This is a genomic window from Cernens ardua, from assembly GCF_051251085.1.
Lineage (GTDB): Bacteria > Pseudomonadota > Gammaproteobacteria > Pseudomonadales > Halomonadaceae > Cernens > Cernens ardua.
On sequence record NZ_JBPCZH010000001.1, the window covers coordinates 882,397 to 899,193 of the forward strand.

Annotated in this window: 14 protein-coding genes; 9 read left to right on the forward strand and 5 right to left on the reverse strand. The window is 50.0% G+C overall.

What is annotated here, in order from left to right; genetic code table 11:
- Positions 1 to 36 precede the first annotated feature (36 nt).
- The 6 genes from LMG33818_RS03825 (at position 37) to LMG33818_RS03850 (ending at position 8,527) form a co-directional block, all read left to right on the forward strand.
- Positions 37 to 882: an aldo/keto reductase gene (locus LMG33818_RS03825; RefSeq protein WP_442322019.1), complete on the forward strand. Its 846-nt coding sequence runs from the start codon at positions 37 to 39 to the stop codon at positions 880 to 882.
- Positions 883 to 1,194: 312 nt separating this feature from the next.
- A complete protein-coding gene (locus LMG33818_RS03830; protein WP_442322020.1) occupies positions 1,195 to 2,994 on the forward strand; it encodes an ABC transporter ATP-binding protein in 1,800 nt (599 codons plus the stop codon).
- Positions 2,995 to 3,382: 388 nt separating this feature from the next.
- The gene (locus LMG33818_RS03835; protein WP_442322021.1) at positions 3,383 to 4,846 is read left to right on the forward strand and encodes an efflux transporter outer membrane subunit; all 1,464 of its coding nucleotides are present in this window, start codon (positions 3,383 to 3,385) and stop codon (positions 4,844 to 4,846) included.
- On the forward strand, positions 4,846 to 6,099 hold the full coding sequence (locus LMG33818_RS03840) for an HlyD family secretion protein (RefSeq protein ID WP_442322022.1): 1,254 nt from the start codon (positions 4,846 to 4,848) through the stop codon (positions 6,097 to 6,099). The genes LMG33818_RS03835 and LMG33818_RS03840 overlap by 1 nt, the downstream gene beginning before the upstream one ends.
- 3 nt (positions 6,100 to 6,102) lie before the next feature.
- Positions 6,103 to 7,629 carry a DHA2 family efflux MFS transporter permease subunit gene (locus LMG33818_RS03845; protein ID WP_442322023.1) on the forward strand — a complete coding sequence of 509 codons (1,527 nt, stop codon included), beginning with the start codon at positions 6,103 to 6,105 and terminating at the stop codon, positions 7,627 to 7,629.
- Positions 7,630 to 8,302: 673 nt separating this feature from the next.
- Entirely contained in the window at positions 8,303 to 8,527 is a 225-nt protein-coding gene (locus LMG33818_RS03850; RefSeq protein ID WP_442322024.1) for a hypothetical protein, read from the forward strand.
- Positions 8,528 to 8,614: 87 nt separating this feature from the next.
- On the opposite strand, the gene LMG33818_RS03855 is transcribed toward LMG33818_RS03850, so the two are convergent.
- Positions 8,615 to 9,811: an MFS transporter gene (locus LMG33818_RS03855; RefSeq protein ID WP_442322025.1), complete on the reverse strand. Its 1,197-nt coding sequence runs from the start codon at positions 9,809 to 9,811 to the stop codon at positions 8,615 to 8,617.
- Between the two features lie 440 nt (positions 9,812 to 10,251).
- Between LMG33818_RS03855 and LMG33818_RS03860 the strand changes: the two genes are divergently transcribed.
- Positions 10,252 to 10,812, forward strand: a complete 561-nt coding sequence (locus tag LMG33818_RS03860) for a YcgJ family protein (RefSeq protein ID WP_442322026.1) — start codon at positions 10,252 to 10,254, stop codon at positions 10,810 to 10,812.
- 112 nt (positions 10,813 to 10,924) lie between these two features.
- On the opposite strand, the gene LMG33818_RS03865 is transcribed toward LMG33818_RS03860, so the two are convergent.
- Positions 10,925 to 11,971, reverse strand: a complete 1,047-nt coding sequence (locus LMG33818_RS03865) for a cupin domain-containing protein (protein WP_442322027.1) — start codon at positions 11,969 to 11,971, stop codon at positions 10,925 to 10,927.
- Positions 11,972 to 12,145: 174 nt separating this feature from the next.
- Between LMG33818_RS03865 and LMG33818_RS03870 the strand changes: the two genes are divergently transcribed.
- Both LMG33818_RS03870 and LMG33818_RS03875 read left to right on the forward strand, forming a co-directional pair.
- Complete coding sequence (locus tag LMG33818_RS03870; protein ID WP_442322028.1) at positions 12,146 to 13,066, forward strand: LysR family transcriptional regulator; 921 nt, start codon at positions 12,146 to 12,148, stop codon at positions 13,064 to 13,066.
- Positions 13,067 to 13,087: 21 nt separating this feature from the next.
- The gene (locus LMG33818_RS03875; protein ID WP_442322029.1) at positions 13,088 to 13,915 is read left to right on the forward strand and encodes an EamA family transporter; all 828 of its coding nucleotides are present in this window, start codon (positions 13,088 to 13,090) and stop codon (positions 13,913 to 13,915) included.
- Positions 13,916 to 14,039: 124 nt separating this feature from the next.
- Here the strand turns inward: LMG33818_RS03875 and LMG33818_RS03880 are convergent, their stop codons facing one another.
- Genes LMG33818_RS03880 through LMG33818_RS03890 form a run of 3 tightly spaced genes read right to left on the reverse strand, consistent with a single transcriptional unit; the run spans position 14,040 to position 16,716 of the window.
- Positions 14,040 to 14,810, reverse strand: a complete 771-nt coding sequence (locus LMG33818_RS03880; RefSeq protein WP_442322030.1) for an ABC transporter ATP-binding protein — start codon at positions 14,808 to 14,810, stop codon at positions 14,040 to 14,042.
- Positions 14,807 to 15,787 (reverse strand): FecCD family ABC transporter permease, encoded by a 981-nt coding sequence (locus tag LMG33818_RS03885; RefSeq protein WP_442322031.1) that lies wholly within the window; start codon positions 15,785 to 15,787, stop codon positions 14,807 to 14,809. Before LMG33818_RS03885 ends, LMG33818_RS03880 begins: the two co-directional genes overlap by 4 nt.
- The gene (locus LMG33818_RS03890) at positions 15,787 to 16,716 is read right to left on the reverse strand and encodes a cobalamin-binding protein (RefSeq protein WP_442322032.1); all 930 of its coding nucleotides are present in this window, start codon (positions 16,714 to 16,716) and stop codon (positions 15,787 to 15,789) included. The genes LMG33818_RS03885 and LMG33818_RS03890 overlap by 1 nt, the downstream gene beginning before the upstream one ends.
- Between the last annotated feature and the right edge of the window lie 81 nt (positions 16,717 to 16,797).

Here is a 16,797-nt window from a genome sequence, read left to right on the forward strand (position 1 = left end):
TTCACGCACGCGCCCTTTACCACAAGGAGCAAGATCATGAGTCAATCACCGATCCCCACGTTTACGCTGAACGATGGCAATACGATTCCTGTTGTCGGTTTCGGGACCTACAAACTCAATGGCACGCCGGGTGTTGAAGACATCAAGGGAGCCATATCCCGTGGATACCGCCTGTTTGATTCTGCCTTCAACTATGAAAATGAGGGTGCAGTAGGTAACGCTTTAAGAACAAGCGGGCTCCCACGTGATGAATTGCAGATGGCTTCCAAGCTCCCGGGGCGTCACCACCGCTACGATGAAGCCATCGTGACTATTGAAGAGTCGGTGTATCGTTCCGGGCTGGATTATATCGATTTCTATCTGATCCACTGGCCTAATCCCAGGCAGGGTCATTTCGTCGAAGCATGGCAAGCGTTGATCGAAGCCAGGAAGCGAGGGTTAGTCAAAACGATTGGGGTGAGTAATTTTCTGCCTGAACATATCGACACTCTAATCAGGGAAACCGGGGTAACACCGGCGATCAATCAGGTAGAGCTATCGCCTTATTTCCCACAGGATGCTCAACGCGAGTATGACAAGTCGCATGGAATCATTACGCAAGCATGGAGTCCATTGGGCCGTGCCAGTAAGCTCCTGCAAGACAAATCGATTGAACAGATCGCCAAGGCCAAGGGAAAAAGCATCGTACAGGTCATTCTACGTTGGCACTATCAATTAGGGGTAGTGGCCATTCCTAAAGCGTCGTCCCCTGAGCGTCAGAGAGAGAACATTGATCTGTTTGATTTCTCGTTGAGTGATGATGAAATGGCTCAAATCGCCAGGCTTGCCACCCCTGATGGCAGAACCAATGATCAGGATCCAGCGACCTACGAAGAGTTTTAAGCACAGAGTCAAGCCCCTCCTGATGAGGGGTTTTTTTATATGAATATAAAAAACGATTTTTTCCCTGCCAAAAAATAATGGCACAAGCGCTATCGGCTCGATAATGCTTTATAAAACATTCTTAATAAACCAAACTAGTATTGTCACTGGCAATGCCGTCTTTGCTCTTTCGGCATCAGGTACTCAATAACAGCACCATATATCCACAATCAAATAGAGTAATTGTCAGGGAGGAATAAATCGACTTCGACACATTCCAGTGTCCCCCTTGGATCGCACCATAATCAAAACGAAAAAAAGAATAGAGGGATCATGGCAAATAAATCACAAGGCTTGAGTCGTCAGGCCATTATCAAAGTGCTGGGGTTTATCATTCAGCGGTGGCGTGAATATCCCCTCAAAGCATGCGGTATTACGTTTCTGATGTTAATGGCAACCATAACCGATGTTTTCACCCCCGCCATTACCGGCAAGATGATCAATACTCTCTCCGAAAGCACCAATGAAGGGTGGCATCAGGCCCTCTGGTTATTGGGAACGCTGCTGGGGCTTGGCATCATCGGTATATTGCTACAGACAGCGGCAATACGACTGGTGATTACGATGACCTTGAGCATCATGCAACGACTCATACAGGATGCCTTTGCACGTATCCAGCGTTTTTCGGGCGATTGGCATGCCAATACCTTCGCTGGTTCAACTGTACGCAAAATCACGCGCGGAAGTTGGGCCGTGGATTCGCTTGATGACATCCTGTTGGTTGAGTTGCTCCCTTGCATCGTTATGCTTTTCGGCACTTCAATCATGCTGGCATTCCACTGGTTGATGATGGGGCTTATTGTCGGAGCGCTTTCAATCATTTATATCGTTGTGGTGTCTTCACTTTCGCTCTTCTACATGTCGCCCGCTGCGAGTCTTGCCAATGCACAGGATACGCGGATGAGCGGTACGCTAGCGGATGCCATCACATGTAATGCGGTAGTGAAGGCATTCGGGGCCGAACGCCGTGAAGATGAACGCTTGCATGGCGTTGTGTCCAAATGGCAGCGCCGTACATTGCGCTGGTGGTCACGCATGATGGTATATGGCGTTTCCCAACAGAGTATGATGTGGGTAATTCAGCTGATTATCTTTGGAGCAGGGCTTTGGTTATGGCATCGCCATGAAGCCAATGTAGGCGATATTGCGTACGTTATGTCCGCATTTTTCGTATTGCAGGGTTATCTACGTGATATCGGCATGCAAATACGAGGCATGCAGCGCGCGGTGAATGACATGGAAGAACTGGTAGACCTCATGCACCAACCCTTTGGTGTAGAAGACATTCCCAATGCCCGGCCCATCGCGATCACTGAGGGCAAGATCGTGTTTGATCATGTGGACTTTCGCTACCCTAACCGGGAACAGAACCTTTACAACAATTTCTCGATCACGATTCAGCCCGGGGAACGGGTCGGGTTAGTAGGCCATTCCGGCTCAGGTAAAAGCAGCTTTATCAAGCTGATCCAACGTATCCACGATATTGAGGGCGGCACCATTTTCATTGATGGTCAGGATATTTCCCGTGTTCAGCAAAGTTCACTGCGAAGCCAGATCGCCATTGTTCAACAGGAACCGATCCTCTTTCACCGTACGTTGACAGAAAATATCGCATACGCACGCCCCTCTGCTTCTCAGGAAGAAATAGAAGAAGCTGCCCGCCTTGCCAACGCAGATGAATTCATTCGTGCACAGCCCCAAGGCTATGCCACGTTAGTCGGTGAACGAGGCGTAAAATTATCGGGCGGTGAACGTCAGCGTATCGCGATCGCTCGTGCCTTTTTGGCCAACTCGCCCATACTGATTCTGGATGAAGCCACCTCCAGTCTGGACAGTGAAAGTGAGCGTCAGATTCAGGAAGCGATCGAACGTTTAATGGTCGGACGTACCACACTCGTAGTGGCCCATCGACTCTCAACCGTGCGCTCGCTGGATCGATTACTGGTGATGGACCACGGTGAAGTCAGGGAAGAAGGCCCACATGAGGCCCTGATTTCTATTGAAGGCGGCATCTATCGCCGGTTGTATGAACGGCAAGCGCTGGACCTGATTGATAATGCCGGGCAGGCATAATTCTGATCGACGGGATTCGAAAAAAAAATTGAACAGCCGGGATAAATGTTAAAACTATCAGCGCTATCATTGTTGATAGCGCTGAGGGAATTGTACGCAGTATCTTTTAATATCGTCATGTTGGAACGAGGGGGGACGAGGCGCACAAGTGCTCCCTTCGGTTTTAACATTACACTAATCACCCTGTTATTGCGCGAAAACCCAATATTCATCCTTTAAAAAACAGTGTTCGTTGACCATGGCATAGGTTATCACCTAACATACATTCATTGATGTATGTTTTCCCACTATTTACTGTCACTCCACTACCCAGCGCTATCATCACCATTACCGATGTCATGCATCTCTGGTAATCAGAGCGACAGAAAGGGCCGAGTCGTATACGCATATGAGAAAGAAGATTCGATATCTGGAAGGAATTGCGCTTGCAACCTCCCTCATCGCCATGGCGGGATGTGCGCCCGCCATCAAGCCCCCCATCTTTCATCCCATTGAGAAAGTCCCCCTGGCCGGCCTCCCCACCGGCCAATCCGGCTGGCCAAACCCAGACTGGTGGCGTGCTTTCCATGACCCTCAGCTCAATGAACTGATCTCTGAAGCCATGGAGTCCGCCCCTTCCGTTGAGGAAGCTGAAGCGCGCTATCGAAATGCGCTTGCTCAAGTGAATGTGGAAAAAGCCCAGCTAAACCCGAAAGTCACCGGCTATGGGTCTGCTAATGTGGGGCATAACCATATCAATATTGACCAAAACAGTCTGGATCAAAGTTCGCATTCAAGCGCTGGCTCATTGAGTGCCGGAGCGTTGGCCACCTGGGATCTGGATCTATGGGGCAAGCAGCGTGCACAAGTTGCAAGCCGAATTGGACAAGCACGAGCCGCGCAAGCAGAACATGCGGCAGCGGCCAATTCACTCCAGAACAATCTCGTCAATACCTATTATCATTGGCAAACGCTGCAGGCCCGTATTGCCCTGGCGGAGCGGATTGAGCAATATACAGCAAGGCTCAATACATTGATCAGCGCCCGTGTTACCCACGGACTGGATGACCCACAAACGTTGGACAGCAGCCACCGTGAGCTTGCCGCTGCGCGATTGAATCTGGCGACACTCCGAGGTGATGCGGCACTGGATTTGGCTCAGTTGGCGGCGATTATCGGCGTCTCTCCTGAAAACCTCAGCACACTGATCCCGCGACCATTACCTCAAATCACTTCACAGCTTCCCGCGGATGCCAGCCTGAATCTGGTGGGCCGTCGGCCTGACATTGTGGCACGACGTTGGCAAATCGAATCAGCACTACAGGATATCAATGCGGCACGTGCAGCCTATTATCCGGATGTCAGCTTAACGGGACTTGGCGGCTTTTTACGCCTTTACCCGGATCTTGGCTCCAGTGGCCATGGTAGCTCCCTGATAGGAAATATAGGGCCATCCATTTCCCTACCCTTCTTTAGTGGCGGCCGTTTGAAAGCGCAGGACCGCAGCGCACAGGCCGAGTTGGATGCCAATGTTGCCAGTTATAATCAGACGGTCGTCAATGCAGCACAGGATATTTCGCGTCAGGTGTTAACGCTGCAACAATTGGCGCAGGAAAAACAACAGCAACAACAGGAATATGCAGCCGTTCATCAACAAAACCAACGGATTGCCCATCAGCGGCTTCAAGGAGTCATCGATGATCGTGACTACTACCGTGGTCTGATCCAGTTGGTACAGCAGGAAGATGCATTAACACAGTTGAGTGGTGCTGAACTCAGTTCACATATCGCCCTGATTCATGCGTTGGGAGGTGGTTATCAAAATAACGGTCAGACACCCTCCTTGCCTACCGATGACAAGAGTATGCATTAATGGCAGATGAAGAAAAAAACACAGAAGAAACCCCTGGGTTGACCACGGAACAGAAAAGGAAAAACCGCCGTAAACGGCTGAAAGTACTACTGATTATTGGGTTGATCTTTGTCGTTATCGGTGTGGCCTGGCTGCTTTACTACTATCTGGTTCTGCAATTTGAAGAGTCAACAGATGACGCCTATGTACAGGGCAATATGGTCACTATCTCGCCTCAGACATCGGGAACGGTGATTGGTATTAATGCCGATGACACCGAGCGAGTCGTTGCCGGGCAAGTACTGGTACGACTCGACCCTGTAGACGCTGAAACCCAGCTACTCAGTGCCGAAGGCCAGTTGGCACAGGCGGTTCGGGATGCCCGTCAGGCCAGGTTTGCTGCGATGCAAGCAGATGCCGCCGTTATCCAGCGGGAAGCGCAATATGCAATGCAACGCTCCAACTTTGAGCGGCGTTCTCCCCTGTTGCAAATGCGGGCTGTATCGCCCGAGGATGTCGAGAACAATCAACAGAATCTGAAAGCTGCTGCTGCCAGCGTTGATGAAGCGCGGGCACAGGCTAAAGAACAGCACGCGCGCGTCGGAAATACGGATATTCGTTCCTTCCCAAGTGTCATTCAGGCACGAGCCCAGTTCCGTTCGGCGTGGATCAATCATGTCCGTGATGCGATTGTATCCCCCATTGATGGCTATGTTGCCAACCGTCAGGTTCAGGTGGGCGAACGTGTACAGCCCGGACAAAGCCTGATGAGTGTCATTCCATTGGATAATCTTTGGGTAGATGCCAACTTCAAGGAGACTCAGCTGGAGAACATTCGTATTGGTCAATCTGCGTCAGTGACTGCTGACATGTACCCGGATATTACTTATCACGGCCATGTGGTTGGATTAACGCCCGCGACAGGAAGCAGCCTTTCCCTGCTGCCAGCACAAAATGCCACAGGCAACTGGGTAAAAATTGTACAGCGTCTGGCTGTACGTATCGCGCTTGATCCTGATGAAATCAAAAAACACCCGTTGCGTGTAGGTTTGTCTACCAATGTCGATGTGAATACCACTGATAGAAATGGTGCAGTGCTACCTGATGCACCGCGGACTACTCCTGTACAAGAGACCGATGTTTACCAACAGGAACTGAAAGAAGCCAATGCCGCAGCTGAGCGCATTATAGAGCAGAATATGGGCCCCACTGCCCACCCGTCGGGAGCCTCTAGTGTCTCATCGACATCATCATTGATGAGAGGGGCACACTAACCCATGGCAGCGGCACAGCAGTCTCCCCAACCGCCCCTGAAGGGATTGGCGCTGATCGCACTGACAATCGGCGTGTCCTTCGCGACCTTCATGGAGGTGCTGGATATATCAATCGTCAATGTATCCGTTCGCACCATCTCGGGTGACCTTGGGGTCAGCTACGATCAGGGCACTATGGCAATCACCGCCTACTCATTGGGAAGTGCCATTGTTCAGCCGCTGACAGGGTGGATTTCACGTCGAGTAGGTGAAGTAAAAACCTTCACGATCTCGGTTATGCTCTTTGCATTCCTATCGATGATGTGTGGGCTCTCCACCAATCTGAACATGCTGATCATTTGCCGGTTATTGCAGGGAGTGGTATCAGGGCCGATGGTTCCCCTGTCGCAGACGCTGATGATGACCAACTACCCTCCGGAAAAACGCCCCATTGCCCTTGCCATCTGGGCCATGACGGTCGTGGTTGCCCCTATATTCGGGCCTGTATTGGGAGGATATATCAGTGACAACTTCCAGTGGTCGTGGATATTCTTTATCAATATTCCGGTCGGCATAATCACAGCAATCATTGCGATGGTGGTATTGCGTGGACGTGAAACCAAGACGGTCAAGTTGCCTATCGATGTCGTGGGTCTTGGTTTATTGGCGGTCGGTGTTGGTAGCCTGCAGTTTTTGCTTGATAAAGGAAATGACTACGACTGGTTTTCATCACACCTGATTCTTGTACTCGCGATCATCTCAACCGTGTGTCTCACCTTCCTGATTGCGTGGGAACTGATGCATGAAAACCCTATCGTGGATTTAAAACTGTTCAAAAACCGCAACTTTGCCGTAGGGGTAACATGTCTGTGTACCGGGATGTTCTGCTTTTTCGGTGGGACGGTTGTATTGCCCACTTGGCTACAACAAACAGAAGGGTATGATGCGACGTGGTCCGGGTTGGCGGTGGCCCCCATCGGGATTCTGGCAATGATCTTTTCCCCCATTGTAGGCGCCAATATCCGCCGCTTCGATATGCGAATTCTGATTTCGCTGGGACTCGCAACCTTCGCCGTTTGCAATTTCTGGATGGCTTCCTCACGAGACGGCATGGAGTATATTCGAATTGCCGAACCTCGCTTCTTCATGGGTATAGGTATTGCCCTTTTCTTCGTGCCTATCAACCAATTGCTATTGGCAGGCTTCAGGGATGATCAGGTCGCCGCTGCATCGGGTATCTCCAATTTTTGCCGTACTATTGCGGGCAGTATTTCAACGGCGATCAGCACAACGTTGTATTCTCACCGGACAATCTTCCACCATGCAACGCTGGTCGAAAATGTTCGTGCAGGGAGTCCTGCAACGGAGCAGTACTTGAATGCTCTACAGGCAGCAGGTGTACCACAATCATCGCGTTACGCAGAAATGAATAACGTGGTGAACGTCCAGGCCTCAACCCTGGCCTTGAATGATATCTTTTGGTTATTCGGCGTGTTGTTCTGTTTTTGTGTGATCGTCGTTTGGTTCTCTAAACCGAACGCAACAACATAGCCTGTTGTTCCGGGGCTACGGCCCCGCATGGCTGTTACTTGTCTTTATAAAGAACGAAGCATGGCTTGCCAGCGCCCAATTCGGTAATAGCCATTTCTCATATCACTATTTCTTTAACAACTTTTCTTTAATAACTGTTTTTCAATAATATTTTCAAGAATACTGCTTCTCGGGTATCTGTTGCACTGAAACAGCTTACTCACATACTCTATCGCCATAGAGCATGGTGCCAAAGGTCATGTTTTCAAGGGCTATTATTACCCACACGCTACACTCAAAAAAGCGCTCTCTTCCAACGATTGTGTTTCTCTTCTACAGTGCCCTATCGCCGATTTCTCCTTTCACCTCCTATTGTTTGTGGCTTCATTTCTCCAGATACGTGCTTTCCAAACCTTTATTTCCCCATAAAGCGCCAAAGTTCACAGGAGCGTTCCCCTTATCGCGCTCATTATGTTCGTAAGAGGATCAGGACGCTCAATACCAAACTTTTATAGAGATACAACAAAAGTATCTGGGGACATGGGTGGTAAAACAGCCAGTAAATAGACTATAGTGTTCCATATATAGAACAAAAACCTCTATTTGGCATGTAGCATGCCAAACCTATTGAGCCACAGGGTTACACAATAAGTAGATAGCATTCATCAAAACATAATTACAAAGGACAAGAGAGATGAAAAAGATCACTACTTGGCTAACAGAATTGCATAAAGGAAGTCGTGTCACCATTCAACAGGGGGAGACACGCCAATTGGCAACGGTCGAGAAAGCCACTCAGGAACGTATCTTTGTGGCAGAATATCCCGGTTTTTTCCACCGTGACAATGGGCAGCATGTCCTCTGTTTTTATCATCGGGCCCAACTTGTACCTGCTGGAAATTTCCCCCTTATAAGATAAAAAACGGGCCATGGAAAACACCATGGCCCGCGACTTCATTACAAACCTTATAAAGCTAACCTGTACGAGTTTCGCTTTTACATGCCATCAGGTACGCCCCATTTCCTTACGCTTGAGCATGATCACTCCGTAAGTTATTGCCACTGTGAAAAGTGCTAAAAAGGCGCCAAAGGAACCAACGCGGGTTATCCCATACTGTGAAATGACAAGTCCACCAATCATCGCACCAAAGGCAGTTCCCGCATTGGCAGCAGATACATTGAGGGTACCTGCAAAAGCCTGCGCTTTTGCCCCTGCTTTCATGACACGAACAACAGAAATCAGCAACAGCCCGGTATGCGTCGTGCCCCACAAACCCAACATGATGCCAAACAAAACAATGGAAATGGATGCAAGCGGCAAGATAGTCGCCAATGCCAGCGCCATTATGGACATTAACAGCATGGTGGTACGCAATAGGCTACGGTCGGCCAATTGCCCAGCCACCCAGTTCCCCACAAGCCCCACACCCCCGAAGCCCATCAGCCACCAGCCCACTTGCCCCGCGGGAATATGCCCACCGTGGACAATCATGTCTGTCAGGTAGGTATACACTGTGAATAGCGTGGTATAGACCATCCCGGACAACAGCAGGTTAGCCACAAACCATGGTTTTTTCAGAATTCCCAGCTGACGACGAATCGGCGCTGTCTGCATATCGTCCATTCTGGGGAGGAAAAATACAAATAAAGCGGTAGTCACCAGAGACAACAGTGACAGCGTCCAAAATACCGCACGCCAACCCAGAGCATGAGAGAGTAGCGTTCCCAAAGGCAAACCGAAGAGCAATGCACACGCAACCCCAAAATAGAACTGTGATACTGCACGCCCTGCACGTTCAGGCCCCGCCAGCTGGGCAGCAGTATCACTGGCAAGCCCCCAAAAGGCCGATAAGGCCAATGCCGAGAGGATACGCCCACCCGCCAACACCCAGTAATCATTGGCGATAGCCGTCAACGCATTGGAGATCACAAAGCTGAAGAGTAGTAGAACAAAAAGACGTTTACGTTCTACTTTAGATAGCATCACTGCCAAAACAGGGCCACAAAACATCATGGCCACTGCAAAAAGTGTGACCAACTGGCCCGCCTGCGCAATAGTGGTGTGAGTGCTCTGTGCCAGTTCCGGCAATAGCCCAACCACTATGTATTCATTCGTCACTGTCACAAAGGCAGCGATGGCCAGTAACAGGATGGAAAAACCCGCTTTGGGGGAAGAACGACCTGGCGGTAGCGAATCAGTCACCGATAAAACCTTATTAACAAACGTGAATGTGCAGTATGTATCCATGTGTTCGCTGTGAGTGAACGCCGATTACAGGCAAACACTGAAAAAGATGTTCGCCCAGGGCCACTAAACAAGAGCTCGGGGTATCAGTACATCGAGGTATCAGTACAACATCATGGATGTATTACGGCAGGGATGGATGAGCTATGAGCAATGGTTCCAGCTTATGAGCCCAATGCGAGTGTTATTTTTTCGCGCTGAGGGTCGATGCTTGGTGGAATGTTGAATCTACTCATGTACAAGTGATGGACTTGGTCGGATTACTCCCTGGAATTTTCCGCGATGGTAATTCATTAAGGTATACATTGTAAATTGTAGTAGGGATTTATTCTTTTCTGGTGGATAAAACAGTCCCATGATCTGATCATATGGCCCTGACTAACGACGAGACGAGCGCTATGATACGCAATGTAAAAAGCCCCTTGCCCCTCACTGTAACCGTGACTCTTCTTGCCACATCCACTCTTTTCCCGCTGATGGGTTGCCAACCACAAATAGACAAAACCGTGGTACCTGCTGCCCACTCATCGCAAAATTCATCGTCCTTGCCATCATTGTCCGCTGGCCCCTCCTCCTTTAACGCATCCAATAGCACGACTGATTTCAATACTCAAAAGACTACGCGAATTCAGACCGCTTCCTCCATGAATCATGATAGAGCCGATACTCATAAAGGGGCGTTGTATTCACCTCACCCGGGTATACTTTGCGATCATTTTTTCTGCGCTGATCCCAATGGCATATCCTATTCCCTCACCTTGCATTTTTTAGGAAAGAAGGCCGCCAGCCGGTTACATGACGAAGGCAACTTTGATATGACAGCGTTCACATTCGAAAACGGTATTTTCTGTGATACACATGAAAAACTCTGCCGAGAAGATCGTTACTACAACCAACAGGGTCATCACAGCGGCAAGGTGAATCAGACAGATACAGCTCGCCTCTTTCCACACGAGTGAAGGAATGACTCAACTCGAGGAAGACGGATGGAAAAAGCGGGAGAGATGCATAAAAAACCACCCAACGGGTAATACCATTGGGTGGCTTGATAACCTACTGAAATGTCATCGATTATTTGCTGAACTGAATATTCAGTGTCCGTAAATAGGTATGCAGACCAGCATCCTGAAAGGGAATAACGTAAGCCTCTTCACCCGATTCATTATAATGAGCGTGCCAATATCCAGGAGGTGTAACGAAAACCATGCCAGGGTGCCAGTCAACCCGTGTTGGATTAACAATATTGCCCTGCCCATCGATTTCAGTCCCTACCAGGGTATAGCAACCGGGCTTACATTCGCCAATGAAATCAAGCGCCAGTGATTGGTGGCGATGCGGTTTCTGTACCGCGCCTTTCGGCACAATGCCAAACATGGTCCATAGCGTTTGGGTAATGGTTCGGGTCTCAGGGAAATGTGCATTCCCCAAAAGAATACTGACACGATTACGGGTTTTGCTTTCCGGATCATTCAGCGCTTTGTAAAGTTCAGCCTTGGCCTCATGGGAGGGATAGAGGGTTGGCTCGAAACGTGGACGAGACACCGTTGCACCCAAATAATCAAACAGGGGGGCATCATGAACATAATAAATGCGTGCGGTTACAGAAGCACTGACACGCGCTTCGCTCCCTCCCGGCAAGGTAAAGAAATCACCCTGACCAAAATTGAACTGAACCCCTGACTGCTGAACGCTCCCCTCACCTTCCAATACATAAAAGACTTGAGAACTGGCGTTGGGATCAAGACTGACTTCTTCACCACTCACAATACGAAGGAAGTTGGCTAACATGCCCGGGCCAGTAGCCGCGTAAGGTGTACCGATTTCATTGGAGAGATCGAGTGGAACGACACGTGTTGGGCCACTATCGTACAAATCCGGCATGAAGTTGTGGTATGGCACCTGAGGGATCAAACCTGCCCCAATAGGGTCTGCCGCTTTTGTATACTCATAAAAGCGTGCATCACGGGATGCTGTTTCAGTAGTGTTTAACGCACTGTCATGACGTTCTGCGATTTCCATGGGAGTACCTCTCTCGACAACACTGTTTTTTTCAATGTAATTTCCTGCCCCGGATGATGATGTTATTGCCCCATACACATCATCATGGGCCTCAATCATTCATCACCATGGCATTCACGATACGGCGCAACGGGATCGACAGGAAGTGCCGGGAATCGAAAGGAGTATTGCATAAAAGGGGTAACTGGAGGGATCATGACACCTGAGGCATTCGATTCATGAGACAGATACCTGCCACCGTAAAAATACAATGATCAGGACACAGCGTTTATCATGATGGACTATTTTGCCGCTATCAGAGCCTTTCTACAGGTCTCTGAATTGGGCAGTTTCAGCAAGGCTGCACAACGCCTTGAGGTCAAAACATCGACTATTTCACGCCAGATCAATGCACTGGAACAGGATCTCGGTATCACGCTTTTCAATCGGTCCACGCGTGGTATCCGGCTTACCGAAGGTGGGCACCGCTTCCATGACCATGCACTTAAAGTGATGGATACGCTTGAGGAAGCGCGCTCGGCAACATCACGGCTGAATGAGGCCCCACAGGGAAAGTTGCGTATTGCCCTTCCACGAGCCTATGGCAAGTTGTGGATTGTGCCGCACTTGTCAGCGTTTATGGAACAATTCCCTTATATTGATCTTGATATCGTCTTCAGTGACCATGCCTTGAACCTGATCGATGCAGAGCTGGATCTCGCTGTCCGTGTCGGGCGATTGAATAACTCACGGCTGGTCGCCCGAAAACTGGCCCCTCATCATCGAGTGCTCTGTGCCACCCCTGCATTTGCACGGCAGTACGGTCTTCCACAGCATCCGGATCAGCTAGCTGACTTCCCTGCAGTGCGTTTGGGTTCCATGGATGAGGAACACTGGTGGTTAAGTCAACCAGATAACACGCGGATTCCTCTTCATTTACATGGGCGCCTGCGTGTCACGGATGATGAAGCTATTTTACAATTGGTGATGACGAATAAAGTAATGGCACTTCTCCCCCAATGGCTGGTCGCCCAACCACTCCACAAAGGCATGTTGATTCAAATACTATCGGATTGGCACGTAACGGAGGGAAGTAGCTCGTCCAGGCAGGGGGATGCCAGTGCTGTATGGGTCGTCTACACGCAGAAGAAAACGGTCTCATCCAAGGTGAGAGCATTTATTGACTATTTCTCTGCCGTATTGAAAACAGACTGACTATAACAAGACATATTTCTGATGCCCTATCACATTATCCTGATCACGCTATTGGCGGCACTCTTGCATGCCAGTTGGAATGCGTTACTTCGTGGTGGTTCAGACCGATTGACCAGTATGACAACCATGTGCATTTCCGTGTTTGTCAGCTGCGCGATTATGGCTCTTTTCTTCCCTACTCCTGCACAGGAAAGTTGGCTTTTCCTACTGGCCTCGGGCATCCTGCATACGGGTTATAACCTGTTTCTGGTACGCAGTTATCGTGCTGGAGAATTCGGGCAGGTCTACCCGATTGCTCGCGGTTCTTCTCCAATCCTGATCACACTAGGCGCCGCACTCATGGCAGGGGAACACATTACATCCGTAGCTCTGTTTGGCATTCTCCTGATTTCAGCAGGTATTATATCGCTCGCGTTTAAAGGGCGAAAAATAGCACTGCCCTCACTCCCCTATGCGTTAGGCACAGGATGTTTCATTGCCGCTTATAGTGTGACTGACGGAATGGGGGCACGATCAGCAGGGAATGTCTTGAGTTATATCCTCTGGATGTGCTGTATTGAAGGTCTCTTTATGGTGCTGACCTATTGCCTGTTACGCTCACCGCAGGAGCTATTGCGCCCCTTCCCCGGTAAAGGAATGGCAATGATAGGCGGCCAGCTCATGCTGCTTGCTTACGGTACTGTGATTTATGCTATGTCACAGGCGCCCATGGGCATGGTGTCAGCCTTGAGGGAAACCAGTGTCCTGTTTGCTCTATTGATCGGGCACTTTTTCTTCAAGGAACATCTCTCCTTAAAACGTGTTGCCTCCGGAAGCATCATCGTCGCGGGTATTTTATTGATCGGGTAAGCACGTCATTTATGACTAGCTGCCACTTACTAATAAGCAGCCAGATCAAGCGTTGTAATAACCTGTCGTGAAGGTCCACCGACTTCCCGCATAACACAAGAGGATATCCTCTCAGCCTCACACGTTAACGGCGCCGTGGCACGAAACAAGGGCGCCCTTCAGCTTCCAACTGAATCAACGGCTGTTCATAGAGGGCTTCCAGCAAGGGCTGGGTCAGCATTTCCGCACATGTCCCCCACTGTTTTTTACCACTGGGGTAAAGTAAAAGAATATGTGAGCACCATTGTGCTGCCAGATTGATGTCATGCAGGGCGAGGAATACCGTTTTGCCATTAACTGCCTGTTGACTGAGCAACTGCATGATGCGTTGTTGTTGTTGTAAATCCAGATGATTCGTGGGTTCATCTCCCAACCAAAGGGTTGGGTCCTGAACCAGCAGGGTGGCTACTTCAAGCCGCTGACGTTCTCCTCCAGAGAGAGTTTCCACCAGACGTTGCTTAAAATGCTGTAACCCCACCTGTGCCAATGCATTGTCCACAAGGGCTCGATCACGGTCACTCTCTTGCTGCCAGAGATTGAGATATGGATAACGCCCCATCATGGCACTTTCGGCAACACGCGTAGCCACGGCGGTTGCGGGATGTTGAAACAGTAGTCCCATTTGCTGTGCCAATGGTTTGCGACGCCAGCTCAATAGAGGCTTTCCTTCGAGCTCAATACTTCCCTGACGAGGTGAGCGTAGACCTGCCATTGTATGAAGCAATGTTGTTTTGCCTACCCCATTGGGACCTAGTACGCCCCATAGCTCGCCCTCGTTCAGAGAGAACGACAATGCATCACCAGAGGGCTTTCCGGGAATATTCAGAGAAAGAGCCCGGGTACGTAAACGGCTCATGAACGCCCCTCCCGCCGAAGCAGAAAGATAAATACAGGAACGCCCAACAACACGGTGATTACCCCTACAGGCAGTTGTTCAGGCGCAATCACCGTGCGCGCCAATACATCTGAAATCATTAACAGAATGGCACCGGTTAACACGCTGGCAGGCAGTAATAATCGGTGATCGTTACCCAATAGCAGGCGTAACACGTGGGGAGTGATCAAGCCTATAAATCCGATGCTTCCTGCGGACATAACGGCCACTGAGGTCAGCAAACTGGCCAATAGATAGAGGACCCAGCCTAGTGAACGGACAGAAACACCCAATACCATGGCCTGTAACGTTCCCCGTGATAACAGATTCAGAGAACGCCCCAAGGGAAGTATCGCCAATGTCACCACACAGAGAATCACCAACCCCGGCCAGGGTGAGCCCGCATAACCGAGATCTCCCATTAGCCAAAAAAGCATTCCGGGTAATTGATCCGATGGTGCCAGCGATAACAACAGAACGATGAGAGCCCCCCACCCTGATGCCATCACTACTCCGGTCAGCAGTAGGCGTGATGAGGACCACTGCATCCCCTTTTGTGCCAGAACGAAGACCAGCAGAATAGAGACCAACGCGCCTCCAAAGGTACTGAACGAAAGGAAAATCCCCTCTGCGCCCAGTAACATCGCACCCAGCGCCCCCAGAGAAGCGCCGCCCGAGACCCCCAATATATAAGGGTCCGCCAAGGGATTACGCAATAATACCTGCATCAAGGTGCCGGAGAGCCCCAATAACCCACCAACGGCCATCGCATTCAACGCCCGTGGCAAACGGAGTTGCAAGACCAGCGTGCTAGCAAGCGGTTGATGATCCCCCATCAGGATGCCCCACAATTGGAAAGGTGGGATCGATACACTGCCAATCGCCAGTGATGCAAGGAATGTCAGTACCAGCAGGAACATCAATCCCAAAAGCACGCTTCCCTGTTGCCAACGTAACATCAGGGATTTCCTGCCAGGCGATGACGGGCAGCGTCCAATTGCTGACACAGCATTTGTGCCCCTTGTAGTAGGCGAAGCGTTGGCCTATCCAGAAGATCCGGTGGGATAAAGATGAGATTATGATGCGCCGTCGCACTCAGCTGGGAGTACTGTTTCCAATCATTCAACCAGCTGTCATTGTGCTCCCCTTCACCACCACTGACGATGGCATCCGGATTATCGGCCAGTACAGCTTCCTTGCTCATTCGAGGAACAAGCGGTGTGAGTGCCGCATAGATATTGCGACCACCACACAGTTCGATCACCTGGTTGATGATTTGCTGATGATTGATCGTCATAAGCGGCTGATTCCACACCTCATAAAACATACGTACAGGGCTCAGGTTTGAATAGTGCTGGCGCAACTGCGCAATGCCATTACTGAACTGTGCCGCTTTATCTTGCCCTTCGGAAGCATGTCCCGTTAAAACACCCAATCGCTCAAGAGAGGTACTTACATCTCTAAGCTCTTGAGGCTCCAACGTAAAAACAGGAATCCCCAATTGCTTGAGCTGACGTATCTGTTGAGGAGAATTTCCGCTTTGCCAGGCGATGACCAGATCAGGGCGATACTGCAACAAACGTTCAAGGTCGAGTTCAGAACTTCCACCTACGGACGGTAAATGGCGAGCAGCCTCCGGATAATCCGTATAGTCAACAGAGGCCACCATCTGCGCGCCAGCCCCAACTGAATACACCAGCTCTGCTGCACCGGGAGAAAGCGCGATGATACGCTGAGCGGAATGAGGCAAGCAGACACGGGTTTTCGTATCATCTACCGAACAGGTTTCTGCATGAACACAAGAGCCCATTAGGGTGCAGAGAAAAAGACACCCAAGACACAGAGCGCCCCAGTAGGACAGCGCTTTACACCAACGTTTTAGAGGCATGAGTTCGCTTCCTCTCTCGTGTGAGTGGCGCTTGATATCAATTCTACGTTACCGAAGATTGTATTCAACAAGCACTTGGTC

Bases quoted from the DNA above. Each gene is read 5' to 3' on its own strand.
- LMG33818_RS03825 (WP_442322019.1), top strand. From the start codon at position 37: ATGAGTCAATCACCGATCCCCACGTTTACGCTGAACGATGGCAATACG.
- LMG33818_RS03830 (WP_442322020.1), top strand. From the start codon at position 1,195: ATGGCAAATAAATCACAAGGCTTGAGTCGTCAGGCCATTATCAAAGTG.
- LMG33818_RS03835 (WP_442322021.1), top strand. From the start codon at position 3,383: ATGAGAAAGAAGATTCGATATCTGGAAGGAATTGCGCTTGCAACCTCC.
- LMG33818_RS03840 (WP_442322022.1), top strand. From the start codon at position 4,846: ATGGCAGATGAAGAAAAAAACACAGAAGAAACCCCTGGGTTGACCACG.
- LMG33818_RS03845 (WP_442322023.1), top strand. From the start codon at position 6,103: ATGGCAGCGGCACAGCAGTCTCCCCAACCGCCCCTGAAGGGATTGGCG.
- LMG33818_RS03850 (WP_442322024.1), top strand. From the start codon at position 8,303: ATGAAAAAGATCACTACTTGGCTAACAGAATTGCATAAAGGAAGTCGT.
- LMG33818_RS03860 (WP_442322026.1), top strand. From the start codon at position 10,252: ATGATACGCAATGTAAAAAGCCCCTTGCCCCTCACTGTAACCGTGACT.
- LMG33818_RS03865 (WP_442322027.1), bottom strand. From the start codon at position 11,971: ATGATTGAGGCCCATGATGATGTGTATGGGGCAATAACATCATCATCC.
- LMG33818_RS03870 (WP_442322028.1), top strand. From the start codon at position 12,146: ATGATGGACTATTTTGCCGCTATCAGAGCCTTTCTACAGGTCTCTGAA.
- LMG33818_RS03875 (WP_442322029.1), top strand. From the start codon at position 13,088: ATGCCCTATCACATTATCCTGATCACGCTATTGGCGGCACTCTTGCAT.
- LMG33818_RS03880 (WP_442322030.1), bottom strand. From the start codon at position 14,810: ATGAGCCGTTTACGTACCCGGGCTCTTTCTCTGAATATTCCCGGAAAG.
- LMG33818_RS03885 (WP_442322031.1), bottom strand. From the start codon at position 15,787: ATGTTACGTTGGCAACAGGGAAGCGTGCTTTTGGGATTGATGTTCCTG.
- LMG33818_RS03890 (WP_442322032.1), bottom strand. From the start codon at position 16,716: ATGCCTCTAAAACGTTGGTGTAAAGCGCTGTCCTACTGGGGCGCTCTG.